21 protein-coding genes are annotated in these 25,122 nt (G+C 66.7%); 9 read left to right on the top strand and 12 right to left on the bottom strand.

Annotated elements, in window-relative coordinates:
- Positions 1–40: 40 nt before the first annotated feature.
- The 6 genes from gyrA to dnaA all read right to left on the bottom strand — a co-directional run bounded on the left by gyrA (position 41) and on the right by dnaA (position 10,343).
- Positions 41–3,133, bottom strand: a complete 3,093-nt coding sequence (gene gyrA / locus ACZYZ9_RS10955) for an intein-containing DNA gyrase subunit A (protein ID WP_463826282.1) — start codon at positions 3,131–3,133, stop codon at positions 41–43.
- 33 nt (positions 3,134–3,166) lie between these two features.
- Entirely contained in the window at positions 3,167–5,200 is a 2,034-nt protein-coding gene (gene gyrB, locus ACZYZ9_RS10950) for a DNA topoisomerase (ATP-hydrolyzing) subunit B (protein ID WP_463826281.1), read from the bottom strand.
- Between the two features lie 242 nt (positions 5,201–5,442).
- On the bottom strand, positions 5,443–5,979 hold the full coding sequence (locus ACZYZ9_RS10945; protein ID WP_463826280.1) for a DUF721 family protein: 537 nt from the start codon (positions 5,977–5,979) through the stop codon (positions 5,443–5,445).
- Positions 5,976–7,121 carry a DNA replication/repair protein RecF gene (recF, locus tag ACZYZ9_RS10940; protein WP_463826279.1) on the bottom strand — a complete coding sequence of 382 codons (1,146 nt, stop codon included), beginning with the start codon at positions 7,119–7,121 and terminating at the stop codon, positions 5,976–5,978. The genes ACZYZ9_RS10945 and recF overlap by 4 nt, the downstream gene beginning before the upstream one ends.
- 16 nt (positions 7,122–7,137) lie before the next feature.
- Positions 7,138–8,334, bottom strand: a complete 1,197-nt coding sequence (gene dnaN / locus ACZYZ9_RS10935; RefSeq protein WP_463826278.1) for a DNA polymerase III subunit beta — start codon at positions 8,332–8,334, stop codon at positions 7,138–7,140.
- Positions 8,335–8,861: 527 nt separating this feature from the next.
- Positions 8,862–10,343, bottom strand: coding sequence for a chromosomal replication initiator protein DnaA (gene dnaA / locus ACZYZ9_RS10930; protein WP_463826277.1), 1,482 nt, complete (start codon positions 10,341–10,343; stop codon positions 8,862–8,864).
- Between the two features lie 576 nt (positions 10,344–10,919).
- Between dnaA and rpmH the strand changes: the two genes are divergently transcribed.
- From rpmH to ACZYZ9_RS10885, 9 genes are all read left to right on the top strand, one after another.
- Positions 10,920–11,063 (top strand): 50S ribosomal protein L34, encoded by a 144-nt coding sequence (gene rpmH / locus ACZYZ9_RS10925; RefSeq protein ID WP_003898363.1) that lies wholly within the window; start codon positions 10,920–10,922, stop codon positions 11,061–11,063.
- Between the two features lie 24 nt (positions 11,064–11,087).
- Positions 11,088–11,462, top strand: coding sequence for a ribonuclease P protein component (rnpA, locus tag ACZYZ9_RS10920; protein WP_463826276.1), 375 nt, complete (start codon positions 11,088–11,090; stop codon positions 11,460–11,462).
- Positions 11,459–11,767 carry a membrane protein insertion efficiency factor YidD gene (gene yidD, locus ACZYZ9_RS10915; protein WP_463826275.1) on the top strand — a complete coding sequence of 103 codons (309 nt, stop codon included), beginning with the start codon at positions 11,459–11,461 and terminating at the stop codon, positions 11,765–11,767. Before rnpA ends, yidD begins: the two co-directional genes overlap by 4 nt.
- Entirely contained in the window at positions 11,751–12,845 is a 1,095-nt protein-coding gene (gene yidC / locus ACZYZ9_RS10910; RefSeq protein WP_463826430.1) for a membrane protein insertase YidC, read from the top strand. Before yidD ends, yidC begins: the two co-directional genes overlap by 17 nt.
- A 104-nt stretch (positions 12,846–12,949) precedes the next feature.
- Positions 12,950–13,501 (top strand): Jag family protein, encoded by a 552-nt coding sequence (locus tag ACZYZ9_RS10905; RefSeq protein WP_463826274.1) that lies wholly within the window; start codon positions 12,950–12,952, stop codon positions 13,499–13,501.
- Between the two features lie 96 nt (positions 13,502–13,597).
- Complete coding sequence (rsmG, locus tag ACZYZ9_RS10900; protein WP_463826273.1) at positions 13,598–14,311, top strand: 16S rRNA (guanine(527)-N(7))-methyltransferase RsmG; 714 nt, start codon at positions 13,598–13,600, stop codon at positions 14,309–14,311.
- Positions 14,308–15,324: a ParA family protein gene (locus ACZYZ9_RS10895; protein WP_463826272.1), complete on the top strand. Its 1,017-nt coding sequence runs from the start codon at positions 14,308–14,310 to the stop codon at positions 15,322–15,324. The genes rsmG and ACZYZ9_RS10895 overlap by 4 nt, the downstream gene beginning before the upstream one ends.
- Before the next feature lie 3 nt (positions 15,325–15,327).
- Positions 15,328–16,311: a ParB/RepB/Spo0J family partition protein gene (locus ACZYZ9_RS10890; protein WP_463826271.1), complete on the top strand. Its 984-nt coding sequence runs from the start codon at positions 15,328–15,330 to the stop codon at positions 16,309–16,311.
- Positions 16,312–16,665: 354 nt separating this feature from the next.
- A complete protein-coding gene (locus ACZYZ9_RS10885; protein ID WP_463826270.1) occupies positions 16,666–17,427 on the top strand; it encodes an acetyltransferase in 762 nt (253 codons plus the stop codon).
- On the opposite strand, the gene ACZYZ9_RS10880 is transcribed toward ACZYZ9_RS10885, so the two are convergent.
- The 6 genes from ACZYZ9_RS10880 to ACZYZ9_RS10855 all read right to left on the bottom strand — a co-directional run bounded on the left by ACZYZ9_RS10880 (position 17,424) and on the right by ACZYZ9_RS10855 (position 25,091).
- Positions 17,424–18,650 (bottom strand): N-acetylmuramoyl-L-alanine amidase, encoded by a 1,227-nt coding sequence (locus ACZYZ9_RS10880; protein WP_463826269.1) that lies wholly within the window; start codon positions 18,648–18,650, stop codon positions 17,424–17,426. The genes ACZYZ9_RS10885 and ACZYZ9_RS10880 overlap by 4 nt on opposite strands.
- A gap of 134 nt (positions 18,651–18,784) precedes the next feature.
- On the bottom strand, positions 18,785–19,135 hold the full coding sequence (trxA, locus tag ACZYZ9_RS10875) for a thioredoxin (RefSeq protein WP_463826268.1): 351 nt from the start codon (positions 19,133–19,135) through the stop codon (positions 18,785–18,787).
- Complete coding sequence (trxB, locus tag ACZYZ9_RS10870; protein WP_463826267.1) at positions 19,132–20,121, bottom strand: thioredoxin-disulfide reductase; 990 nt, start codon at positions 20,119–20,121, stop codon at positions 19,132–19,134. Before trxB ends, trxA begins: the two co-directional genes overlap by 4 nt.
- Positions 20,122–20,221: 100 nt before the next feature.
- Entirely contained in the window at positions 20,222–20,929 is a 708-nt protein-coding gene (locus ACZYZ9_RS10865; RefSeq protein ID WP_463826266.1) for a hypothetical protein, read from the bottom strand.
- A complete protein-coding gene (gene sigM / locus ACZYZ9_RS10860; protein WP_463826265.1) occupies positions 20,892–21,503 on the bottom strand; it encodes an RNA polymerase sigma factor SigM in 612 nt (203 codons plus the stop codon). The genes ACZYZ9_RS10865 and sigM overlap by 38 nt, the downstream gene beginning before the upstream one ends.
- Positions 21,504–21,539: 36 nt before the next feature.
- The gene (locus ACZYZ9_RS10855) at positions 21,540–25,091 is read right to left on the bottom strand and encodes a lipid II flippase MurJ (protein WP_463826429.1); all 3,552 of its coding nucleotides are present in this window, start codon (positions 25,089–25,091) and stop codon (positions 21,540–21,542) included.
- Positions 25,092–25,122: the final 31 nt, after the last annotated feature.

Below are 25,122 nucleotides of genomic sequence, written 5' to 3'. Positions count from 1 at the left end.
CTCCTCACATGTGTGCTCAAGTAGCCGAGTCTATGCCCGGCTAGCTGACCGGCCCCTCTTCGCCCTCGACCTCGGCCTCGACGCCGGCTTCGGCGTTGCGGGCGATGGCCAACAGCGTGTCGCCCTCACCCAGGTTCATCAGCCGGACGCCCTTGGTCTGCCGTCCGGCCTTACGGACCTGCCGGGCGGTGGTGCGGATGACACCGCCGCCGGAGGTGATCGCGTAGAGCTCGCTCTCGTCGTCGACGATCAGCGCCCCGACCAGTCGGCCGCGCCGCCGGTCGTACATGACCGTCAGCACACCCTTGCCGCCGCGCCCCTGTACCGGATACTCCTCGATGCCGGTCCGCTTGGCGTAGCCGCCCGAGGTGGCGACCAACAGGTAGGTGCCTTCGTGCACGACGTTCAGCGAGAGCAGCCGGTCGTCGGCGTTGAACCGCATACCCTGCACCCCTGAGGTGGCGCGGCCCATCGGCCGCAGCGCCTCGTCGGTCGCCGAGAACCGGATGGATTGGCCGTTGGCCGACACCAGCAGCAGGTCGTCATCCGAGGAGCACAGCACCGCGCCGACGAGCTCGTCGCCGTCGCGCAGGTTGACCGCCACGATCCCGCCGGACCGGTTGGAGTCGAAGTCGGTCAGTTTGGATTTCTTCACCAGCCCGTTACGGGTGGCCAGCACCAGGTACGGCGCGTCCTCGTAGCTCTTGATCTGGATGACCTGGGCGATGCGTTCTTCGGGCTGGAAGGCCAGCAGGTTGGCGACGTGCTGACCGCGCGCGGTCCGCAACGCCTCCGGCAACTCATAGGCCTTGGCCCGGTACACCCGCCCCTGGGTGGTGAAGAACAGGATCCAGTCGTGGGTGGAGCAGACGAAAAAGTGCCGCACGATGTCGTCCTGCTTGAGCCCGGCACCCTGCACGCCTTTGCCACCGCGTTTCTGGCTGCGGTACAGATCGGTCTTGGTGCGCTTGGCGTACCCGGTTTCGGTGATGGTGACGACGACGTCCTCGCGGGCGATCAGATCTTCGTCGCTGACCTCACCGTCGGCGGCGATGATCCGGGTACGACGGTCGTCGCCGTGCTTGTCCACGATCTCGCCCAGTTCGTCGCGCACGATGCCGCGCTGCCGTTCCGGTTTGGCGAGAATGTCTTCCAGGTCAGCGATTTCGGCTTCGATCTTGGCCAGGTCGTCGACGATGCGTTGACGTTCCAGGGCGGCAAGCCGGCGCAGCTGCATGTCCAGGATCGCCTGCGCCTGGATCTCATCGATGTCGAGCAGTTCGATCAACCCGGTGCGGGCGACGTCGACGGTCTCGGATGCCCGGATCAGCGCGATGACTTCGTCCAGCGCGTCGAGGGCTTTGACCAGACCGCGCAGAATGTGGGCCCGCTCGTTGGCTTTTCGCAGTCGGTAGGTGGTGCGCCGGACGATCACGTCGAGTTGGTGCGCGACGTAGTAGCGGATCATCTGGTCCAGCCGCAGGGTGCGCGGCACGCCGTCGACGATCGACAGCATGTTGGCACCGAAGCTGGTCTGCAGCTGGGTGTGCTTGTAGAGGTTGTTGAGCACCACCTTGGCCACCGCATCGCGCTTGAGTTCGATGACGATGCGCAGCCCGACGCGGTCGCTGGACTGGTCCTCGATGTTGGAGATTCCGGCCAGCCGGCCGTCGCGGACCTGCTCGGCGATCGAGGTGATGAAGTTGTCGTGGTTGACCTGATAAGGCAGCTCGGTAATCACCAGCGAGGTCCGGCCGCGCGAATCCTCTTCTACCTCAACGACTCCGCGCATTTTGACCGAACCGCGGCCGGTCTTGTACGCGTCAGAGATTCCCTGTGATCCGACGATCAGACCGGAGGTGGGAAAGTCCGGTCCCTTGACGCGCTCCATGACCGCGTCCAGCGTCGCCTCTTCGTCGGCGTCGTGGTTGTCCAGGCACCAGAACACCGCTTCGGCGAGTTCGCGCAGGTTGTGCGGCGGGATGTTGGTGGCCATGCCCACCGCGATGCCGCCCGAGCCGTTGGCCAGCAGGTTGGGGAACCGGCTGGGCAGCACCGTGGGTTCCTGCACCCGGCCGTCGTAGTTCGGGATGAAATCGACTGTCTCCTCGTCGATTTCGCGCAGCATCTCCATGGCCAGGGGGGTCAGCCGTGCTTCGGTGTTGTGACTGATGAAGCCGTTGGTCAGGAACGCGTGGTCTTCGGTGTCGACCCGCAGGCTGTAGACCGGTTGCACGCCGGCGTCGGTAACGGATGCGACTCGTGCGTAGTGGAAACGGCCGTCGGTGAGTTCGGATGCAATGGCCGCGGCATCCGCGTCATCTACGTAGGCCTGCAGGAATTCGGCAAGTCCCGGCACCTCGTCGACCGTGGGGGATAGGCAGGCCATCGTCGGCGTGCTGGGTTCACGACCCCCACCCTCGGTGCTGAGGACCACACAGTCACCCGGCGCAATCTCTTCGATGAGCTTCCACAACAACGTGGGCACCGGTCCGATGTTCACCAGGCACAGCAGCGGGTGATTGGCCGTGCCGGTTAACTCGTGACCGCCGTTCGTGCGGACCCGGAACGTGGGGTGTTCACCCGAATGGAACAACCTGTCTGCAGAGACCGGCAGGCCGTGCCGGTCAAGCACTTTCAGGTCAATGGCGTTGTCGCTGTTGGCTTCAGCGCCCGGAACCATCTCTGCGATGGGGATGGAGCGGCCCTCGGGCAGTCCGATCAACGTGTCCCCGGTGACGCAATACCTCATTGCCGCCGGCGGATCGTTGCCCGGCGATCCGAAGTTGCCCTGCCCGTCGACCAACGGGTACCGCAGCGACCACGGCTGCGCCATCCGCACCAACGTGTCGTAGATCGAGGCGTCGCCGTGCGGGTGGTAGTTACCCATCGTCTCGGCCACCGAGCGAGCCGATTTGGCGTGGCTGCGGTCGGGACGGAATCCGGAGTCATACATCGCGTAGAGCACCCGGCGGTGCACCGGCTTGAGGCCGTCGCGCACTTCGGGCAGTGCGCGGCCGACGATCACGCTCATCGCGTAGTCGATGTAGCTGCGCTGCATCTCCTGCTGGATGTCGACCGGTTCGATCCGGTCCACCGAGTCGTCGCCGGGCGGCAGCGTCGTGTCAGTCATCTATTCCTCGTTGTATCGAAGGCGGACTGGGGATCAAACGTCAAGGAAGCGAACGTCTTTGGCGTTACGGGTGATGAAGCTGCGCCGGGCCTCGACATCCTCGCCCATCAGGATGGAGAACAACTCGTCGGCGGCGGCGGCGTCATCGAGGGTGACCTGGCGCAATACCCGCACCGAGGGATCCATCGTGGTTTCCCACAACTCCTTAGCGTCCATCTCGCCCAGACCCTTGTAGCGCTGAATGCCGTCTTCTTTGTTGATCTTCTTCCCGGCCTTCTGGCCGGCCTCCAGCAGGCCGTCGCGTTCCCGGTCGGAGTAAGCGAATTCGGGTTCGCTGCGCTGCCACTTCAGTTTGTAGAGCGGCGGCTGCGCGAGGAACACATGGCCGTGTTCGAGCAGCGGCCTCATGAACCGGAACAGCAGCGTCAACAACAACGTCGAAATGTGTTGTCCGTCAACGTCAGCGTCGGCCATCAGCACGATCTTGTGGTACCGCAGCTTGGCGATGTCGAACTCGTCGTGGATACCGGTGCCGAGCGCGGTGATGATGGCCTGAACTTCGGTGTTCTTCAACACCCGGTCGATGCGGGCCTTCTCGACGTTGATGATCTTGCCGCGCAACGGCAGGATCGCCTGGAACATCGAGTCCCGGCCGCTCTTGGCCGAGCCGCCGGCCGAGTCACCTTCCACCACATACAGTTCCGACTTGCGCGGGTCCGTCGAGCGGCAGTCGGCCAGCTTCCCGGGCAACCCCCCGAGGTCGGTGGCGCTCTTGCGGCGCACCAGCTCGCGGGCCTTGCGCGCCGCGATTCGGGCCTGCGCCGAGGAGACCGCCTTATTCACAACGGTTTTGGCTTCTGACGGGTTGGACTCGAACCAGTGCGTGAGCTGCTCGTTGCACACCTTCTGCACGAACGACTTGACCTCGGTGTTGCCCAGCTTGGTCTTGGTCTGACCCTCGAACTGCGGCTCGGCGACCTTGACCGAGATGACGGCAGCCAGGCCTTCGCGGATGTCGTCACCGGTGAGGTTGGGGTCTTTGTCCTTCAGCAGCTTCTTGTCTTTGGCGTACTTGTTCACCACCGACGTCAGCGCGCTGCGGAAACCCTCTTCATGCGTGCCGCCCTCGTGGGTGTTGATGGTGTTGGCGAAGGTGTGCACCGATTCGGAATAGCCGCCGTTCCACTGCATGGCGATTTCGACCTCGTGGCCGGTGCCTTTGCCGTCGAAGTCGATCACGCTCTGCTGGATCGGGCTCTTGGTGCGGTTGATGTGCTTGACGAAATCCACCAACCCGCCGGGGTAGTGGAAGGTGCGGTGCTTGACCTTGTGCGGCCTCTTGGATTCCGCGGCTTTCTCCTCGGCGGACTTGGGGGCTTCGGCGTGGTCGCTGACCACCTCGTCGACCACTTCGTCCTGTTCCACCCGCTCGTCGGTGAGGTTGATCGTCAGGCCCTTGTTCAGGAATGCCATCTCCTGCAGACGGCGGGCCACCGTCTCGAAGTCGTACTGGGTGGTTTCGAAGATGTCCGGGTCGGCCCAGAACCTGATGGTGGTACCGGTCTTGCGGGTTGCTTCGCCCTGTTTGAGGGTGCCGGGCACGGCCCGCTCGTAATACTGCGACCACTGGTGACCATCGCGCTTGATGTCGACTTCCAGCCGGGTGGACAGTGCGTTGACCACCGAGACGCCGACGCCGTGCAGACCGCCGCTGACGTTGTAGCCGCTGTTCTCCCCACCGAACTTGCCGCCGGCATGCAGCTGGGTCATGACGACGTCGACGGTCGGGGCACCGGTGGCGTGCATGGCGACCGGGATACCGCGACCGTTGTCGGCCACCTCGACGCTGCCGTCGTCGAGCAGCTTCACATCGACCTGGGTGGCGTAGCCGGCCATGGCCTCGTCGACGGAGTTGTCCACCACCTCCCAGACCAGATGGTGCAGACCACGCTCCCCGGTGGAGCCGATATACATGCCCGGGCGTTTGCGGACGGCCTCGAGCCCTTCCAAAACGGTGATCGCCGAAGCGCCGTATTCGTCTTGTGCCTTCTTCTTCTGGGCAGCCACGTGCGGAACGCTCTCCTTGGGGATCGCAGCGACGGTATTGGTTACCGTCGGCAAGTCGTCTATCACTCTACCGTGATGCACTGTCAGCACCGATCTTGCGGCCGCGTTTCTACCCATCTGATTGCGCCGTGCGCTCAGTTTCGTCGTTGTGGGCGCGTCCTGACGTTCCAGATATCAGTCCGCTAATTTCTGGCGGCTCTGAGACGGTGGCGTGTGAAGCGCCCCCGAGCGCCGGACGGTGCTTATCCGTACGTGTCGCGGGGTCCCCGGCCCGGGGAACTGCGGCGTCCTTTCCGCCACGACGGGGTGGCCGGACCGGTGATCTTCAGCGAGGTCACCACACCGTTGCCGACAGCGGCCGCGATCTTGGCCAGCAGCTGGGCCTGCATCAGTCGCAGTTGGGTGGCCCAGGCCGTCGACTCCGCCGTCACACTGAGCACGCCGTCGGTCAACGACGTCGGATTTGCATGGTCGGCGATCTGATGTCCGACGACCGAATTCCACTGGCCGAACACGGTTCCCTCGGCCACCTGCGCGGTCCAGCCTCGCTGCTTGGCCAGCTCGCTGGTCAGCCGGCCCAACGGTTGGGGATCGCGCGCGTCGGGTCCCGGTCCCGACCATCGGCGCCGTGAACCGGCCACCCGGCGGCGCGGCTCGACGGGAGCCGCCCGGCCCCGGCCGGCGTCCTGTCCCCGCGCCCGGGCCGCCGCACGCGCCTCTTCCAGCGTTCGCCGAACCAGGTCCAGGCCGCGCTGGTTGACTTCGTCCTGATCGCTCATGCTGTGACCTCCGAGACCGGACCGGCGTCGCTGTCGTGTAACTCGATGTGCACACGGCCGGCCTCCCAGCCCGCGGGAATGTCCTCGGGTACGGCCGCGGTCACCAGCACCTGCTCGGCCGACTCCGCCACCGTCGCCAAGGCCCGGCGCCGCTTGGTGTCCAGTTCGGCGAACACGTCGTCGAGCAACAACACCGGGTCGCTGCCATCGGCGCGCAGCAGTTCGTAGGCGGCCAGCCGCAACGCGACCGCGAAAGACCAGGATTCCCCATGGCTGGCAAAGCCTTTGGCGGGATGTTCGCCCAGCCGCAATTCCAGGTCGTCGCGGTGTGGGCCGACCAGACACACCCCCCGCTCCAGTTCGGCGCCGCGGCGGGCGGTCAGGGCGGCCAACAGCACCGACTCCAATGAGTCGCTCTCCGCCTGCGGCGCCACCGTATCCGTGCTGGCGCGGTAACCGATTGCCGCCGAACGTGATTCGGGCGCCAACAGTTGATAGGCCTTCTGCACCTGCGGTGTCAGTTCATTCACCAGATCGATCCGGGCCGCCATCAGTTGGGCACCGATTTCGGCCAGCCGGCCGTCCCACACCTCCAGCGAATCCAGCGCACCCCGATCACCGCGAAACCGGGCCCCGGACAACGATTTCAACAAGGCGCTACGTTGCCGCAGCACCTTGTCGTAGTCGGCGCGCACCCCCGCGATCATCGGCCGCCGCACGGTGGCCAACTCGTCGAGATAGCGGCGCCGGTCCGCCGGGTCGCCGCGCACCAGTGCCAGGTCCTCGGGAGCGAACAACACCGCCCGCAACACCCCGACGATCTCGCGCGTGCTGCGCACCGGCGACCGGTTCAGCCGCGCCTTATTGGCGCGGCCCGCGGCGATCTCGAGGTCCACCGCGCATTCGCGACCCTCGTTCACCACGATGGTGGATACCACGGCGCGTTCGGCGCCCGCGCGGATCAGCGGCGCATCCGTGCCGACCCGATGGGATCCCAGCGTGGTCGAATACCACAGCGCCTCAAGCACATTGGTCTTCCCGAAGCCGTTACGACCGACGAATACCGTGCGCCCCGGCGCCAATTCGAGATCCAACCGTGCCCAGGACCGGAAATCACGCAAGCCCAGATGCCGGACGTACACGTGTGCGTCCCGGCGATCAGCCCGGCAGCCGCACCGGCATCAACAGATACACGTAATCCGTCGGTACCGCGGGGAACGGACCACTGCCGCTGGGCACCGCATCGTCGGCCGAGGCCGGACGCAGTAAGGCCGGTTTGCCCGGAGTGGTGAACCCGAACGACACCCGCTCGGAATGCAGCGAACCCAGCCCGTCGGTCAGGTAGGTCGGGTTGAAGGCGATGGTCAGCGGTTCCCCGGCGTAGTCGACGGCCAGATCCTCCTCGGCACGTCCGACGTCGTCGGCGCCGGCCGACAGCCGCAGCATGTCGTCGGCGAATTCCATCCGGATCTGTGCGCCGCGTTCGGCGACCAGCGCCACCAGCTTGATCGCTTCGGTCAACTCGGCGACGTTGATGGTGGCCACCGCGCTGTGTTCAGCCGGTAGCAGTTGCCGGAATTTCGGGAATTCGGCGTCCAGCAACCGGGTGGTACTGCGTTTGCCGTTGCCGCTGATACCGAGCAGGCCTTCTTTGCCGACGCCGGATCCCGAACCCAGCGACAGCCGGACTTCCGAACCGTCGGCGCCGGCCTTGGCGGCTTCGGCCAGAGTCTTGGCCGGCACCAGCACCGAGGCCTCGATGTCGGGGGACAGCGCCGACCACGTCAACTCGCGGACCGCCAGCCGAAACCGGTCGGTTGCGGCCAAAACCACCGATTCACCGGAGATCTCGACCCGGATGCCGGTGAGCATGGGCAGCGTGTCATCCCGGCCGGCAGCGATGGCGACCTGGCCGATCGCCTCGGCGAACAACTCGGCCGGCAGCGTCCCGGTCTCCTCAGGCAGGGTCGGCAGGGTCGGGTAATCCTCTACCGCCATCGTCGGCAACGAAAACCGAGCGCTACCGCAGGTCAAGGCGACCCGGTTGCCGTCGACGTAGAAATCCACCGGCTTGTTGGGCAGCGCCCGGGTGATTTCGGACAACAGTTTCCCGGACACCAAAACGCTTCCCGGGGAGGCGATTTCAGCAGCGACCTGTACTTCGGCGGAGACCTCGTAGTCGAATCCGGAGATGGTGAGCCCATCCTCGGATCCGGTCAGCAACACCCCGGACAGCACCGGCACCGTCGGCCGTGATGGCAGGTTCCTCGCCACCCACGACACCGCTTCGGCGAAGGACTCCCGGACCAGCCGAAACTTCAAATCGGTGACCGCACGTGTTGTAGCCGCGTCCATTGCGTCCCTTCACACCTGTGAACTCAAATCCGTGGGCCAGCTCCCCCGCCGGCGTTGGGGACTCCCCGTGACGACCGCCGGCGGCAGGTATCCGCCCCGACGACCGCAACAGCAGTCGAAGAACAACCGTAGAGCTTCTGGGGCGAACTTGAAAGCTAATCGCGCACCCCCGCAAACCAAGCTCGGGCCGCCGCGCAACGCCCCCGGACGCGGCTTGTCCCCAAGGGTGTACTTCAAGGAAGAAATGATGAAGAGATTTCAATAACAGTATTAGGGCGTGTGGAATCTGGGGACAACCCGGGCTTCGCGCAGCTAGCGGCCAGACGGGGCTGGGGATGACCGGGTCGCTGCCTGTGCGGGACGCGGTGGACGGCTGGGGATGAGCCACGGTTGTGCACTCAGGACGCACTGATGCACGCCGAACTCGCAGGGTTTGTGCACAGCCTGCGCACATCATCAGGCTGTTGCAGCTGTGACTCGAGGGAAGAAAGTTTTTCACTAAATTTGCGCGGGGGTGACGCAAGAACTCAGCGCTTGGAGCGCTGCCGGATCCGGGTGGTGAGTTCTTTGACGTTGTCGAAGATCTCGCGGCGCTGGGCCATCTCGCCGCGGATCTTCTTCTCCGCGTACATCACCGTGGTGTGATCGCGGCCGAAAGCCTGCCCGATCTTGGGCAGCGAGAGATCGGTGAGTTCGCGGCACAGGTACATGGCGATCTGGCGCGATTGCGCCAGCGGGCGCGCCTTGCCGGGCCCGCGTAGTTCTTCGACGGTGGTGTCGAAGTATTCAGCGGTGGCCGCCATGATGGTGGCCGCGCTGATCTGCATGCCGCTCGCGTCGGCGATCAGGTCGCGCAGCACGATCTCGGCCAGGGCCTTGTCGATGGGTGTCTTGTTCAGCGACGCGAACGCGGTGACCCGGATCAGGGCTCCCTCGAGTTCGCGGATATTGCGTTCGATGCTGCTGGCGATCAGTTCGAGGACGTCGTCGGGCACGGCCAGCCGCTCCACTTGCGCTTTCTTGCGCAGGATCGCGATGCGTGTTTCCAGGTCGGGGGGTTGCACATCGGTGATCAGTCCCCACTCGAACCGGGTGCGCAGCCGGTCTTCGAGGGTGGCCAACTGTTTGGGGGGCCGGTCGGAGGAGATGACGATCTGCTTGTTGGCGTTGTGCAGGGTGTTGAAGGTGTGGAAGAACTCTTCCTGGATCCCGTCCTTGCCTTCGATGAACTGGATGTCATCGACGAGCAACACATCGACATCCCGGTAGCTGCGCTTGAACGACACCTTGCGGTCGTCGCGCAGCGAGTTGATGAAGTCGTTGGTGAACTCCTCGGTGGAGACATACTTGACCCGCATGCCGGGGAACAACCGCTGCGCGTAGTTACCGGCGGCGTGCAGCAGGTGGGTCTTGCCCAGGCCGGACTCACCCCAGATGAACAGTGGGTTGTAGGCGCGCGCGGGCGCTTCGGCAATGGCCAGGGTGGCGGCATGGGCGAATCGGTTGGACGAACCGATGACAAAGGTGTCGAACGTGTAGCGCCGGTTGAGGCTGGTTCCGCCGGCGGCCGCGGTGTCGGTGGTGTGCGGGCGTTCGGTGAAATACGAGGGCCAACTCTGTGCGTTGCCGGCGGGCGCATCGGTGTCGGCGGTGTCGTCGGCATCGGTGCCGGGCGGCGGGCCCGCGTCGGAGGGTGCGAGCGCTCCGTCGTCCTCGGTGGGTGGGGCGATGCGGACCCCGAGTTGGATCTGTTGTCCGAGGCGACGGCTGAGTGCGTCGGTGATCTGGGTCCGCAGGTGTCGTTCGATCTCGTTCTGGACGAACACGCTGGGAACCGAGAGCAGCGCGAATCCCTCGACGATGGTCAGTGGTCGTACCAGATTCAGCCAGGCCCGTTGCTGGGGCGTCAGGGGAGTGGCGGGAGCGGATCCGTTACCGGAGTCACCGTTGAGTTCGGAGACGACCGCGTTCCACACTGTGGCGAATCCGGAACCCGGGTCATCGGTCAACGACGCATCTCCTGATCCGACGGTCGAGGGGGGTGGCGACGAACAGCTGTCCACATAGTTATCCACAGGTGTGGAAAGGACGGTCGATTACGTGCCGCAGCATAAACTACGGTCCGCGATCTCCGTGCTGGAAGACAATCATGAAGACTGTCCGGTCAGCTAGTCGATCCGCCATCCTCGCTTCATGGTCGACTCCAAACTTTTTGTCGACGCCGTTCCAAGTTCGCCCCAGCTTGGAAACGACACCCCGCGAAGCTAACAGTTTTCGTTGCGGCTGCCAACAGTTCTGTTGTATTCCGCTGGCGTTCTTGATGTTCTGGATCTTTCGGCGCTGAACGCCGCGTCACCACCGGCGGTGATATGCCGGTGGTGCTGGGTCTGCTGGGGCGAGCGAGGTTTGACCAGGCGAACCCGCATCAGTACCCTCAAACAGTCGCCCGAAAGTCGGCGATACGGCTGCGACCCGGACCCAATGCCCGGGGACCGCGCCGGCCAGCTAGCGAGACACTCTCCGACCAACGGGCTGCAAAGCATCTGCGGGCGGATGGTTATGCCAAACACAGCGAGGAGAACGCCGTGGCCAAGGGCAAGCGGACCTTCCAGCCGAACAATCGGCGTCGAGCCCGCGTACATGGTTTCCGGCTGCGGATGCGCACCCGTGCCGGGCGGGCCATCGTCGCCAACCGGCGCAGCAAGGGTCGCCGCGCTCTCACTGCCTGATCGCAAGATCGGGTTTGCCAGCAGGTGCTTTCTCCACGCAACCGCATGAGGCGGTCGACGGAGTTTGACGCGACGGTGAAGTACGGGATGCGCACAGTGCAGCCCGACGTCGTCGTCCATGTGCGCAGAGGCAGCGAGTCGTTGGGCGACCCAACCCGATGCCAAGCTCCGAGAGTCGGCCTGATCGTGGCCAAGCGAGTGGGCACCGCAGTCGAGCGGCACCGGGTGGCGCGGCGGCTGCGCCATGTGGCGCGGCCGATGCTGGAGAGTCTGCATCCGCTGGATCAGGTGGTGATCCGCGCCCTGCCCAGCAGCCGGCACGTGTCGTCGGCCTGGCTGGAGCAGCAACTGCGCCGCGGCCTGCGCCGGGCTTTCGAATTGGCGGGAACCGAGCGGTGAGCACACCGAGTATCGGCAACCCCGTGGTGCGTGCCACGATCTCTGTGATCCAGCTTTACCGGCACATGGTGTCGCCACTGCGGCCGGCCACGTGCCGGTTCATCCCGACGTGCAGTCAGTACGCCGTGGCGGCATTGGCCGAATACGGCATGCTCCGCGGGAGCTGGCTGGCGGTGGCCAGACTCGCCAAGTGTGGACCCTGGCACCGGGGCGGATGGGACCCGATCCCTGAGCGCCGGGCTGACTTCGATGACGCCGCCGTCGACCGCGCGGCACCGCAACGGGGGAGTGACACTTTTGTTTGATTGGTTCAGCCTCGACTTCGTCTACTACCCGGTGTCGTGGATTATGTGGGTCTGGTACAAAGCGTTCGCTTTCGTGCTGGGGCCGGACAACTTCTTCGCCTGGGCGTTGTCGGTGATGTTCCTGGTCTTCACATTGCGTGCGCTGCTGTACAAGCCGTTCGTCAAGCAGATTCGGACCACGCGGCAAATGCAGGAGCTGCAACCGCAGATCAAGGCCCTGCAGAAGAAGTACGGTAAGGACCGCCAGAAGATGGCGATCGAGATGCAGAAGCTGCAACGCGAGCACGGCTTCAATCCCATCCTGGGTTGCTTGCCGATGCTGGCCCAGCTGCCGGTGTTCCTTGGGCTGTATCACGTGTTGCGCTCGTTCAACCGGACCACCGGCGGCATCGGTTTGCAGAGCATGTCCCCCGAGCAGAACCGGTTGATCGGCAACTACGTCTTCACCGCGCTCGACGTGCAGAACTTCCTCAAGGCCAACCTGTTCGGTGCGCCGATCGGCGCCTCCATGACCCAGCAGGGCGGCCTGGGAGCCTTCGAACACTTCAGCCGCCCGGCAGTGATCGCGGTAGGTGCGCCGGTGATGATCCTGGCCGGCGTAGCCACCTACTTCAACAGCCGGGCTTCGGTGGCGCGACAGAGCGCCGAGGCGGCGGCGAATCCCCAGACCGCCATGATGAACAAGCTGGCTCTGTACGTGTTCCCGCTCGGCGTTGTGGTCGGCGGTCCGTTCCTGCCGCTGGCGATCATCCTGTACTGGTTCGCCAACAACATCTGGACCTTCGGTCAGCAGCATTACGTGTTCGGCATGATCGAGAAAGAGGACGAAGCTAAAAAGCAGGAAGCCATTGAGCGGCGGGCTGCCAACGCCCCGGCCCCGGGAGCCAAGCCGGTCCGCACGAGTAGGGCATCCCAAGGACCGGAGAATCGGTCCGAGTCCCCGGGTGCAGCGGACGGCGCAGCGAGCGGCGAAGAAGATCAGACCTCGACGGCTCAGGCGAACAAACCCAATTCGGCGGGCCAACGCCCGGGACGCACGCCGCGTCCGGGGGCGCGACCGAAGAAACGCAAACGTTAGCGAGCGCCCGGCACCGGCCGGTTCGGCCTGCCGGGACGCTCGAGAACCACCCCGCGGTGCGAGCACCGCGACTACCCAACCCGTGGATGAGGGGAGACATTGCTATGACCGACGCGGACACCACCGAAGTCGATATCGACACCCAGGAGAGCGACCCGGACGGTTCGGCTCCGGCCGTGGACGGTGACGATCTCGAAGACCGTCTGGTCGCCGAAGGTGAGATCGCCGGCGACTATCTGGAAGAGCTGCTGGACTTGCTGGACTTCGACGGCGACATCGACCTGGACGTCGAAGGCAACCGCGCGGTTGTCAGCATCGACGGCAGCAACGACCTGAACAAGTTGGTGGGTCGCGGCGGCGAGGTGCTCGATGCGCTGCAGGAACTGACCCGACTGGCGGTACACCAGAAGACCGGGGTACGCAGCCGGCTGATGCTCGACATCGCGAGCTGGCGTCGTCGGCGGCGGGAGGAACTGGCTGCCCTGGGTGACAAGGTGGCTCGGCGGGTTGCCGAGACGGGCGAGCGCGAAGCCCTCTCGCCGATGACGCCGTTCGAGCGCAAGATCGTCCACGATGCCGTTGCCGCGGTGGAGGGTGTGCACAGCGAGAGTGAGGGTGTAGAGCCCTCGCGCCGCGTTGTCGTGTTGCGCGACTGATACGCGTGACCGGAAAGTGACCGGCCCGTGACCACCGGAGTTACAGAGGTGTAGTTCGGCGCCGGCACGGGCGAGGCGGAGGCGGAGACCGGAGGAATGTTTCACGTGAAACATGTCGATCCGCACGGGCGCGCGCAGCCGGATGAACCAGAAGCCCAGGCCGTCCGGGCGGCGGAACACCTCTTCGGCCCGCGAATCGACCTGGCGCGGCGCTACGCCGAGCTGCTGCGGACCGCTGGGGTCGAGCGAGGGTTGCTCGGTCCGAAGGAAGTCGACCGGGTGTGGGAGCGCCATATCGTGAATTCAGCCGTGATCGGCGAGCTGCTGGAGGAGCGTTCCCGGGTAGTCGACATCGGCAGCGGTGCAGGCCTGCCGGGCATCCCGCTGGCACTCGCTCGTCCAGACCTGCGTGTGGTGCTGCTCGAACCACTGCTACGCCGCAGTGAGTTTCTCGGGGAAGTCGTGGATGATCTCGATTTACCGGTCGAGGTGATTCGCGGCCGCGCGGAAGAGCGCGCGGTCCGCGACATCGTGAGAGATAGTGACGCCGCGGTGTCCCGAGCCGTAGCCGGACTGGACAAACTGACGAAGTGGAGTATGCCGTTGCTGAAGCTCGACGGACAGATGGTGGCGATCAAGGGGGAGCGCGCTCCCGACGAGGTCCGCGAACACCGGCGTGTGATGGCGGCGGCGGGGGCCGTCGATGTCAGGGTGGTGACATGTGGTGCGAACCTGTTGGAACGGCCGGCGACCGCGGTGGTGGCTCGGCGGGGGACACCGGCGCGGCGGTCGCGCGGAGGCACGACATGAGGTTCGGTCGCAACACGGGGCGCCCGAGTGACGCGATCCCGCCCCGTCCCGACGCCCCGGTGCCTGCCGACCGGGTGGCGCCACGGCCGCCGGTAGCGCACAATCCCACCGTGAATGTTTCACGTGAAACATCAACCGAGTTCGACACCCCGATCGGCGCCGCTGCCGAGCGCGCCATGCGGGTGCTGCACACCACGCACGACGCCCTCCCGCGACCGCGCCAGCGCCGGGTCTTCACCATCGCCAATCAAAAGGGGGGAGTCGGTAAGACGACGACCGCCGTGAACCTCGCCGCGGCCCTCGCCGTGCAGGGCCTCAAGACGCTCGTGATCGACCTCGACCCACAAGGCAACGCCAGCACCGCGCTGGGCATCACCGATCGCCAGTCGGGGACACCCTCGTCCTACGAAGTGCTGATCGGTGAGGTGCCACTACGCGAGGCGTTGCGCCGCAGCCCGCACAGCGAACGCCTCTATTGTGTGCCGGCCACCATCGACCTGGCCGGCGCCGAAATCGAACTGGTCAGCATGGTGGCGCGCGAGAACCGGTTACGCAACGCACTGGCCGAGCTGGACAGCTTCGACTTCGACTACGTCTTCGTGGACTGTCCGCCCTCCCTCGGACTGCTCACCATCAACGCTCTGGTCGCCGCGCCGGAGGTGCTGATTCCCATCCAATGTGAGTACTACGCGCTCGAGGGCGTATCGCAGCTGATGCGCAACATCGAGATGGTCAAGGCGCACCTCAACCCGCAACTCGACGTCACCACCGTCATTCTGACCATGTACGACGGCCGGACCAAGCTGGCCGACCAGGTAGCCGAAGAGGTACGCCGGTACTTCGGTGACAAGGTGCTGCGCACCGTCATCCCGCGCAGCGTGAAGGTATCCGAAGCGCCGGGCTACAGCATGACCATCATCGATTACGATCCCGGTTCGCGTGGGGCCATGAGCTATCTCGACGCCAGCCGCGAACTCGCGCAACGCGACCGACCACCAGCCGGGAGGGCATAACCAATGACGACTCCGTCACGCAGGAAGGGCGGTCTGGGCCGCGGGCTGGCTTCACTGATCCCCACCGGCCCGGCCGAGGGCGACGCCGGACCCGCAACGCTGGGTCCGCGGATGGGTTCGGCAGCCGCCGATGTGGTGATCGGCGGGCCGTTGCCGGACGCCGCCGCGATGGGTGCGGTGTACCGCGAAATCGCACCGTCGGACATCGAGCCCAACCCTCGCCAGCCACGCCAGGTGTTCGACGACGAAGCGCTCTCGGAGCTGGTGCACTCCATCCGCGAGTTCGGGCTGCTGCAGCCGATCGTGGTGCGTGCGGTTCCCGGAACGCCCGGCGGTGCGCGCTATCAGATCGTGATGGGGGAGCGCAGATGGCGCGCGGCGCAGGCAGCCGGCCTGGCCACTATCCCCGCTATCGTGCGCGAGACGGGCGACGATAACCTGCTGCGCGACGCCCTGCTTGAGAACATCCACCGGGTGCAGCTCAACCCGTTGGAAGAAGCGGCGGCATACCAGCAACTGCTCGACGAGTTCGGCGTCACCCACGACGAACTGGCCGCCCGCATCGGCCGCTCACGCCCGCTGATCACGAACATGATCCGGCTGCTCAAACTGCCGATCCCGGTGCAGCGCAGGGTAGCGGCAGGGGTGTTGTCCGCCGGACATGCCCGGGCGCTGCTGTCGCTGGAAGCCGGGCCGGAGGCCCAGGAGGAATTGGCGAGCCGGATCGTCGCGGAGGGTTTGTCGGTGCGGGCCACCGAGGAGGCGGTGACCCTGGCGAACCGGGCAGACGGCAGTGCGCCGACGCCGCCACGGCGCAAGCCGATCCAGATGCCGGGACTGCAAGACGTCGCCGAACGACTGTCGAACGCATTCGACACCCGGGTCACCGTCGCGCTGGGCAAGCGCAAAGGCAAGATCGTGGTTGAGTTCGGTTCGGTGGACGACTTGCAGCGGATCATCGACCTGATGACCTCGAAACCGGCCTGACCGGGCACGACCAGTCATCTTGTGTAATTACGTCACTGTGACAGTGCACTGGTCGGGCGCGGGTCCGCAGCCCGCGGACCGGCGCAAACACGCTGTGCGTCAAGCCTTTTCGACAATCGACGGGTCAACCCGGGTTGGTCGCGACCGCACGGGGGGTGGCGCCGGCCGGACAACGCAGCCGTCGGGCGCGCACTGGCCGGATACCCGTCGACTCTCCTATCCTGGAAGGGTTGCCGGTGCACATCAGGCCGGGGAGAGCGGGGCCAGCCACGCCGCCGTTGCCACGTCGCACAGACGCCGGGCGGCACGCCGAGGGCTATCGGGTTCGAGCGCCGCACGGAGGCTAGGAGACTAGTGTCAGCTCGGATTACTGCGCTGCGGCTCGAAGCATTCGAGCAGCTCCCCAAGCACGCGCGTCGGTGCGTGTTCTGGGAGGTCGATCCGGCGACCCTCGGCACCGATGACCAGCTGGCGGACCCGGAATTCGAAAAAGAAGCGTGGCTGTCCATGGTGATGCTCGAGTGGGGTTCGTGCGGGCAGGTCGCGACCGAGATCCTGGACGAACGCAGCCAGGCCGAGCCGGCGTGTGTCGGCTACGTGCTATACGCGCCGCCGCGGGCCGTTCCCCGTGCCCACCGGTTCCCGACCGCGCCGGTGTCGGCGGACGCGGTGTTGTTGACCTCGATGGGTATCGAGCGGGGGCAGGCCGACCCGGGCGTGGTGGCGGACCTGCCGCACAATTTGATCGGCCGGGTGGTCGACGAGTTGGTACGCCGCGGGGTGCGCGCGCTGGAGGCTTTCGGCCGTACCCAGGCAGCCACCGAGTTGCAGGAGCCGGTGCAGGCCGACCTGCAGCCGGTCGTTGAAGCGCTGGGGGACTGCTCGGTCGAACACTGCATCATCGATGCGGACTTTTTGCTGGACGAAGGATTCGTGGTGGTGGCGCCCCATCCGTACTTCCCGCGGCTGCGCCTCGAACTCGACAAAGGACTGGGCTGGAAGGCCGAAGTCGAGGCCGCGCTGGAACGCTTGCTGGAGAACGCCCAGCTGCAGGAGCCGGTCGGGGCGGCGACAGCCGGCAACACCTTGCAGGCGCCGGACGGTGAAATCGGTTAGGAGCCGGTGCTTCTGCTGGCCCGCTCGCGCTCGACGCTGAGTTCGTGGGCCAGCAATTCGGCGAAGGTGAAGGTGCCGGTGGGCCGATCGTTCTTACCCAGCAGATAGAGCCGTTTCACCGCGGCCAGAATGCCTTCGGCGATGGCGTCGCGCGTCTGCGCGGCAACCAGCATCTGACGGTCGTTGGGGTTGGTGATGTAACCGACATCGACCTGAACGGTGGGCATTCTGGTGAGCCGCAACAGATCCCAGGTTCGGCCGTGGACGCGACAGTCCCGTAAGCCGGTGCGGGCAACCACTTCTCGCTGGATGAAGTCGGCCAGGTTGCGGCCGATGGTGGACACCGATCCATGCGAGTTGCCGAAGTGGAACGATGCCACGCCGGTGGCCGACGGGCTGGTTTGGGTTTCACACCGCAGACTGATCATCAGGTCTGCCCCAACGGAATTCGCGATGGCCGCACGCTCGGCGTCCGACGGGCTGTGGTCGTGTGGTCTGGAGCGGAACGTCTCCATACCGATCGCGGTCATCCGGCCTTCGAGCCGACTTGCCAAGTCCCACAACACGTCTGCTTCGCTGATCGGACCGTCCGGTCCGTAGCTGATCAGGCCGTGGTCGTTGCCGCCGCGGCCCGGGTCGATGATGATCCGCTTGCCGGACAGCTTGGGTCCGGACCGTCGGACGAGTTCCTCTTCCCGGATCGCGTGTGGCGAACCGCCGCTGACCCGGGAACTGAGAAAGTACAAGGACCGCAACGTTTCTGGGCCGCAGATGCCGTCGGCGGACATGCCGTATTCCCGTTGGTAGGACATCAGCGCATTGTGGGTCTGCAGACCGAAGTGGCCGTCCACCAGACCGGTGTAGAAGCCGAGGTCCTGCAGACGCGCCTGGAGGGTCGCGACATCGTCACCATAGAGCGGAGCCCCGAATTGGTGATACAGCGTGCGGGCGCCGAGACGGTAGGAAGCTTCCTTCAACGCCCGGTAGGTGGCCTCGCCGACAACACCGTCCACCAGCAGTCCGCGGTGCTGCTGGAATGCCCGCACTGCGTGGTCCAACTCGCCGTCGAAGACGTCGACCGCGACGTGGCTGCCGGTGTTCAGATCTTCGTCAAAATTGTCCAGCATTCCCAGTGCGGCCAGCGCGGCCCGGATTTCGGTGACAGCGGCGCCGCGGTCACCACAGCGCAGCGCGTCGCCGTCTTCGCGGCGCGGACTCGGCATACCAAGGGTCCTCCGGAACTAATTGTCACCACTGCCAATAGGCAGCGCAGTTAACCGGTATTGTCGCAGATCCTCGCCGATATCGGGAAAACCCCAGGCCAATCGGGGACCCGTTTCGTCCGGCGATCCGACTCTCAGCTGAGCCCGGGCACCGCCTCGGACAGCTCGCGCAGCAGCGCCGCCTTCCCCTTGGCGCCGACGATCCGCTTCACCGGTTCACCGTTCTTGAACAGAATCAGCGTGGGGATGGACACCACATCGAAGTCGACGGCGGTCTGCGGATTGGCGTCCACGTCCAGTTTGGCCACGGTCAGCTCGGCCGAACGTTCGGCGGCGATTTCTTCCAGGACCGGCGCCACCATCTTGCACGGACCGCACCAGGTCGCCCAAAAGTCAACCAGCACAGGCTTACTGCTGGAGAGCACCGCGGTGGGGAAGGTCGCGTCGGACACCTCGATGGTGGCGGACTGCTCCGGATTGCTCATCGCTTGGCTCCAATCAGAGTGTCGGTACTGTCGGCGTGTCCGGCTGATTCGTGTTCGGCGAGCCAGCGCTCGGCGTCGATCGCGGCCGAGCAACCGCTGCCGGCCGCGGTGATGGCCTGTCGGTAGGTGCGGTCCACCAGGTCCCCGGCCGCGAACACACCGTCCAACGAGGTGCTGGTGGTGCGTCCCCGGACCAGGACGTACCCGTCCGGGTCGAGGTCGACCGCGCCGCGGACCAGCGCCGAGCGGGGCTCGTGGCCGATGGCGACGAACACCCCGGTCACCGGCAGCGTGGTTTCGGCACCGGTGACGTTGTCGCGAATCCGCAACCCGGTGACCGTGCTGTCGCCTTCGACGCCGAGTACCGCCTTGTTGGTCAGGACGGTGATCTTCTCGTTCGCCATAGCCCGGTTGAGCATGATCTTGGACGCCCGGAACTCCTCGCGCCGGTGCACCAGGGTGACGCTGCGCGCGAACCGGGTGAGGAAAGTCGCTTCCTCCATCGCCGAGTCGCCACCGCCGATCACGGCGATGTCCTGATCGCGGAAAAAGAACCCGTCACAGGTGGCGCAGGAGCTCACGCCACGGCCCAGCAGTTCCTGTTCACCGGGAACCTGCAGGTAACGCGCGGCGGCGCCCATCGCCAGGATGACCGCGCGAGCCCGGAACGTCTCACCCTCGGCGGTCACCACGGATTTGACCGGCCCGTCCAGCGCCACCGACTCGACGTCTTCCATGCGCAGGTCGGCGCCGAAGCGCAGCGCCTGCTCGCGCATCTGGTCCATCAGCTCGGGGCCGGTGATGCCGTCGCGGAAACCGGGGAAATTCTCCACCTCGGTGGTGGTCATCAGCGCGCCGCCGAACGAGGTGCCCTCGAAGACCAACGGCTTGAGCTGCGCTCGGGCGGTGTAGAGGGCCGCGGTGTAGCCGGCCGGACCGGAACCGATGACGATTACGTCGTGAATGGTGTTAGCGGAGGCAGTCATGCGGGCCTTTCCAGCGCGAGCCGATCAAAAGACGAAGTGGATCTGCAAAGTTTACGAACGCCAGCCTAGGCAGTGCTGTTCCCGAGCTCCCGCACGACACCTACCCGCGCGGCACAGCGGTGTCGGCCAGCAGCCCGGTGTCGGCGGCGCTGCAGTTCTGCGCCACCGCGTAGGCCGTCACAGTCGCCGGGGTGTCCCCGGGCAGCACCAGCAGTACCCCGGGGCGGGCGTTGACCTCGATCGGCTGGGCGCCCAGGATTTCGGCGGCAGCCGGATAGCCGAGGCCGCTCAGGCACGACGCGCGCTGGGCGGGGTTGCCGAGCGCGCCGAAATCGGGCGGGCGGTTCAGCAACGCAACGATCTGCGCGTCCGACAGCGGGATCACCGGCGCGGGAGTGGAGACGGTGACGCGGTTGATGGTGGCACCGACGCTGGACTCCGACGCGGGGTCGTCGAGCAGCGCCATGGTGCCGACGCCGATCGCGGCGGCCAGGGCGCACCCCCCCAGAATCCCGGCGACGACGCGGGCGGGGGGCACAGCGGGCCGCGCCGCGTGCGCGGCGCGGGCTGAGCGCAGGGCGGCTGCGACACCGTCGACGGTCTCGGCCGGCGCCTCGGGTGCCGGTTGGTCACCGACCGCGGCAACATCGTGGCGCACCTGGTGCAGGGCCTGCAAGGTCGCCGCGGCCTGCGGGTCGGTGCGGATCCGGCGGCGCAGGGCAGCGGCGGTGTCGTCGTCGAGCAGACCCGCCTGCAGGTCGGCGAGCAGCTCAACCGTCAGCGGCGGGTCCGGGTCGGCGTCGTTCATCCGCCCCAGTGTCCGTCATCGCCAGTTCGGCGCCCGGGCCGGTGTCCAGATACCCGAGCAGGCGGGCAAGCCGGGCCCGAGCCCGGGCGCACCGGCTCTTCACGGTCCCCTCAGCCACCCCGAGCATGCGCGCGGTGTCGGCGATCGAGTAGCCCAACATGTCGACCGCGACCACCGTGGCCCGTTGCTCGACCGGCAGCCGCAGCAGGGCCCGCTGCACCATGATCGCTGTCTCGACCTGGGCCGTACGGTCGGCGACCGGGTATTCGTCGCGCATCGGCACCGCCGGACGGGTCTGAGCGCGGCGCAGCCGATCCAGGCAGGCATTGAGCACGATGCGGTGCAGCCACGAGCTGACCGCGGCGTCGTGCCGGAACGAGCCCGCGCCGCGGTGCGCAGACAGCATGGCGTCCTGCAACGCGTCGTCGGCGTCCTCACGAGTCGCGCTGGTCAGCCGCGCCAGTTGATACAACCGGCGATGGTGGCGGCGGAACAGCTGATCGAAGGCGCGGCGCTCGCCGTTGACATGAGCTGCCAGGAGTTCGGCGTCGCTGCGCTCCCTGCCGAAACCCACCGCCGGACAGTAACCAATCGGCGTCGGCCGGGCACTTCAGGAAGCGGCTTGGATCGTGATCTCGGAGATGGCGGTCTGGCTCTTGCCGTCGGTGGTGCCCAGCGTGGAGATCCACACCAGCACGTTGGAAGTGGCAGCGGCGGCGTTGACCTGAATGGTGTTATGGCCGGGTTTGAGCGCGGTGGCCGGGGTCAGCACGGTGGTGTCGCTTAACTTCGACGGGTTCGCCGACGACGAGGAGCGGATCTCCACCTTGGTGCCGGTGCTGGTCAGATCGATCGTCACGGTGCCGACTACGGTCGCTCGGGGCAGCTGCAGCAACAGTCCGACACCGTTCTTGAAGCCGGGGAACGGCACCGGGTCGGAATACGGATCGGTCTGCCATGACGTGCCCGGGTTGCCGTCGATAACGTTCATCGCCCCGGCGACGTCGTCGGCGTCGCCTTCGGGGGAGAACACGGTGACTTTGGTGGGCTTGACGGTGCTGCCCGACGGCGCGGCGCTGCCGGGCGACTCTGGGGCTGACGTCGGCTGGTTGTTGTTCAGGCCGAGTTGGTCCCCCTTGAGCCCGTTGCCGACGTCGCCGAAGATCTTGCTCACCACCGACGCCAGCACGAGCAGCGCCACCAGCAGGACCGCCGCACCCGCGCCGAGGCCGATCAGCAGGTTGCGCCGACGGCGGGCGTAGGCTTCGCTGCCGGGTTCGGCGCTGCGCCGCCGCGCGGTGGGGGCGGGCAGGTCCTCGATGGGGCTGAGCACCTCGGTGCGGTCGGCCACCGCGGTCGCCTGCTGCAGCAGGTTCAAAAGCGTGGAGGCACTGCGTATTCCGCCGTCCTCCTGCACCGATCGGGCGGCGACGGCGGAGATCTGGAACGGGATGTCCCGATCGACGACGGTCGGTTCGACGGCCTGCCCGGTGGCGTCGCGTTCGGCCGGGGCCAGTCCGCTGCGCACCCCGGCCTCCGGCAGCGGCCAGCGGTTCACCAGCAGGGCATACAGCGATGCGCCGATCCCGCGGATGTCATCCTGCGGGTTGGCGTCGGGCATGGTGGCCGGGTAGGCGAGCACCACATCGCCGTCGACGGACAGGCGCACCCGGCTGGGGTGATCCAGGGACAGCGCGACACCGGCGCGGTGCGCGGCGTCGGCGGCCGCGGCCAGCGACTGCATGGCGCGGATCGCTCCGACCGGGGACGGCGAGGTGTCGGCGACTTCCTTCAACGAGCCGCCGCGGACCCACTCCGCGACCACCAGACCACCCGACCCGGTGTGCACGACGTCGAGGATGCGGGCGATGCCGGGCTTGTCGATCCGGCTCAGCCGCAGGGTGCGCGACAGGATCTCCTGCAGCACGTCTTCGGGCAGCACGCCCTCCGGGTCGACGAACGTGAGCGCGACCTGCCGGTCCAGCGCGGTGTCCAGCGCCTGCCAGAAGTGCAGCGGCGGCAGACCGCCGTGCGAGATGAGCAGCCGGTAGCGGCCGTTGGCGATCCGCGCCCCGGGCACCAGGTTGGCGTCGTCGTGCGCCGTCGATGGTTCTGGCCCACGTTCGCGCGGCGCGTCGAAGGGGATCGGTCCGCGGGACTCGGCGCCGACGTCGCCGTTGACCTGGTGGCGGGCGGGACCCCGGTCGCGGCTGGGCGGGATGTCGGGTTGAAAGTCGTCGGCCCGTGGGGCGGCAGCCTGGGGCCCCGCCTTCGAACCGAGGGGAGCGCCGGCCGAGGAACTCTCCGATGTGCGGTCGGTCACCCCCACTCCTTTCGCCAGGCCGGCCCCGGTCGCCGGAGGCTTGCGCTGGATCGGCACCGCATTCTTCCCAGGCCGGGACAGATTTCTTTGCTCAGGGTACGTGACCGGGGGACGCCCAGACGACACTGCGGCCTTGCCCGGAGGCACCTGGACGCGGTGTCGCCGCGTCCGGCGCTGAATCGCGTCCCACGCTGCCCTGGCCTCGGGGACCTGCGCGCCGAGCATGACCGCGGCCAGGATCGGGACCATGATCATCGTCAACACCACCAGGCGCAACAGCGAACCCATGCCACCGTGCGCGGTCAGCTGGTCCAGGCCCAGCAGCCGGTCGGCGACGTGTGCGATGAGGCCGGCCAGCAGCGAGGCCGCAATCGTCACCAGGATGGTGCGCACCTCGGCCAGACCGATCAGCCGGCCGCCCTCGGGTCGCAGGCTGCGGCGCAACAGCAGGTGACCGACCAGCGCGCCGGCCAGAAACCCCAGCCCGTTAGCTGTCCCGAGGTAACCGGCGACCAGTTCCTTGTTGCTCGTCAGGTGCGGCGCAAGGACCGAGCCGGCGATCTTCACCGAGGTGATGACGATGATCACCACGATCGGTGTCCACGGTTCCTCGCGCGCGTAGAACACCCGCAGCTGCAGCAGCACCAGCGCGTACGGGATCAAGGTGAACGCCGACAGCGCGATCGCCGCACCCAGGTAGCCCGCATCGACCTGGCCGAAGTGTCCGTAGGCGAACAGTGCACTACCCATCGCAGGTCCGCCGACCGTCATCAACGCCACCGTCGGGATCAGCGTGATCATGGTCAGCCGGGTGGCCAGCGACAGGTCGGCCAGCACCGCCGGGGTGTCGTTTGCCGCGGCGTTGCGACTCAGCCGCGGCATCACCACCGTCAGCACCGTCACCCCGACCATGCCGAACGGCAGCATCAGCACCAGCCAGGTGTAGTTGTAGATCGCCGGGCCGGACGCGGCCGCGGTGCTCGCGATCTGATTGCCGACCACCAGGCCCAGCTGGCTGATCAGGACGTACAGCACCATGGCGGCGGCCATGGTGCCGAACCGTTTGAGTCGCTCGTCAATTCCCCACAGCGGTCGCAGGCTGATCCGCTGGCGCCGGATCGCCACCAGCAGCACCGCGGTTTGGGCGAACACCCCCAGGCTGGTGCCGATGCCGAGCACCAGCAGTTTGGGGTTGCCCATCTCGACCGGGTCGACCGAGAGTTCACCGGGGACGGCCAGGTAGATGCCCAGGGTGGCGATCGCGACCACGTTGTTCACCACCGGCGCCCAGGCCGGCGGGCCGAAGATGTTGCGGGTGTTCAGGATGGCCATGAACACCGAGGACAGCCCGTAGACCAGCACCTGGGGCAACAACAGGTAGGCGAAGGCAGTGGTCAGGGATGCGTTGACCTCGGGATTGCGGCCCAGCATCAGCCGCACCAACAGCGGGGCGGCCGCCACCGACAGCGCCGTGGCCAGGATCAACAGGGTGGTGGCCAGCGTGACCAGCCGGCGCACGAACGCCGCACCGCCGTCAGGGTCGTCCTGTTCGGCCCGGGCCAGCACCGGCACGAAGATCGCGGTGAACGTCGCCTCCAACACCAGCGCGGCGACCAGGTTGGGCAGCTGGTTGGCCACCGAGAACGAACTGGACAGCGCCGCGCCGAGGATCGCGGCGAGCAGCACGATCCGGGCGAAGCCGGTGAGGCGGCTGATCAGCGTCGCGAACGCCATGCCCCAGGACCGCTTCACCATCGCGGCGTCGGACAGTTCTTCGCGTCGCGGGCGCGGCTGCGGACGGGGCGCTTGGGTCGGGGTCCATCCGGGGCGCGGCGGCAGACCCGGCGGCGGCACCGGGGAGCGTGGCTGA

The sequence above is a fragment of the Mycobacterium sp. IDUB_28 genome (assembly GCF_055419285.1).
The sequence above is the reverse complement of the archived record's forward strand: the minus strand, read 5'-3'. Positions and strand labels throughout refer to the sequence as shown.

Excerpts from the sequence above, each read along its gene's own strand:
- gyrA (WP_463826282.1), bottom strand. The coding sequence starts at position 3,133 with ATGACTGACACGACGCTGCCGCCCGGCGACGACTCGGTGGACCGGATC.
- ACZYZ9_RS10945 (WP_463826280.1), bottom strand. The coding sequence starts at position 5,979 with ATGAGCGATCAGGACGAAGTCAACCAGCGCGGCCTGGACCTGGTTCGG.
- dnaN (WP_463826278.1), bottom strand. The coding sequence starts at position 8,334 with ATGGACGCGGCTACAACACGTGCGGTCACCGATTTGAAGTTTCGGCTG.
- ACZYZ9_RS10905 (WP_463826274.1), top strand. The coding sequence starts at position 12,950 with ATGACCGACGCGGACACCACCGAAGTCGATATCGACACCCAGGAGAGC.
- rsmG (WP_463826273.1), top strand. The coding sequence starts at position 13,598 with ATGTTTCACGTGAAACATGTCGATCCGCACGGGCGCGCGCAGCCGGAT.
- ACZYZ9_RS10895 (WP_463826272.1), top strand. The coding sequence starts at position 14,308 with ATGAGGTTCGGTCGCAACACGGGGCGCCCGAGTGACGCGATCCCGCCC.
- ACZYZ9_RS10890 (WP_463826271.1), top strand. The coding sequence starts at position 15,328 with ATGACGACTCCGTCACGCAGGAAGGGCGGTCTGGGCCGCGGGCTGGCT.
- ACZYZ9_RS10880 (WP_463826269.1), bottom strand. The coding sequence starts at position 18,650 with ATGCCGAGTCCGCGCCGCGAAGACGGCGACGCGCTGCGCTGTGGTGAC.
- trxA (WP_463826268.1), bottom strand. The coding sequence starts at position 19,135 with ATGAGCAATCCGGAGCAGTCCGCCACCATCGAGGTGTCCGACGCGACC.
- trxB (WP_463826267.1), bottom strand. The coding sequence starts at position 20,121 with ATGACTGCCTCCGCTAACACCATTCACGACGTAATCGTCATCGGTTCC.
- ACZYZ9_RS10865 (WP_463826266.1), bottom strand. The coding sequence starts at position 20,929 with ATGAACGACGCCGACCCGGACCCGCCGCTGACGGTTGAGCTGCTCGCC.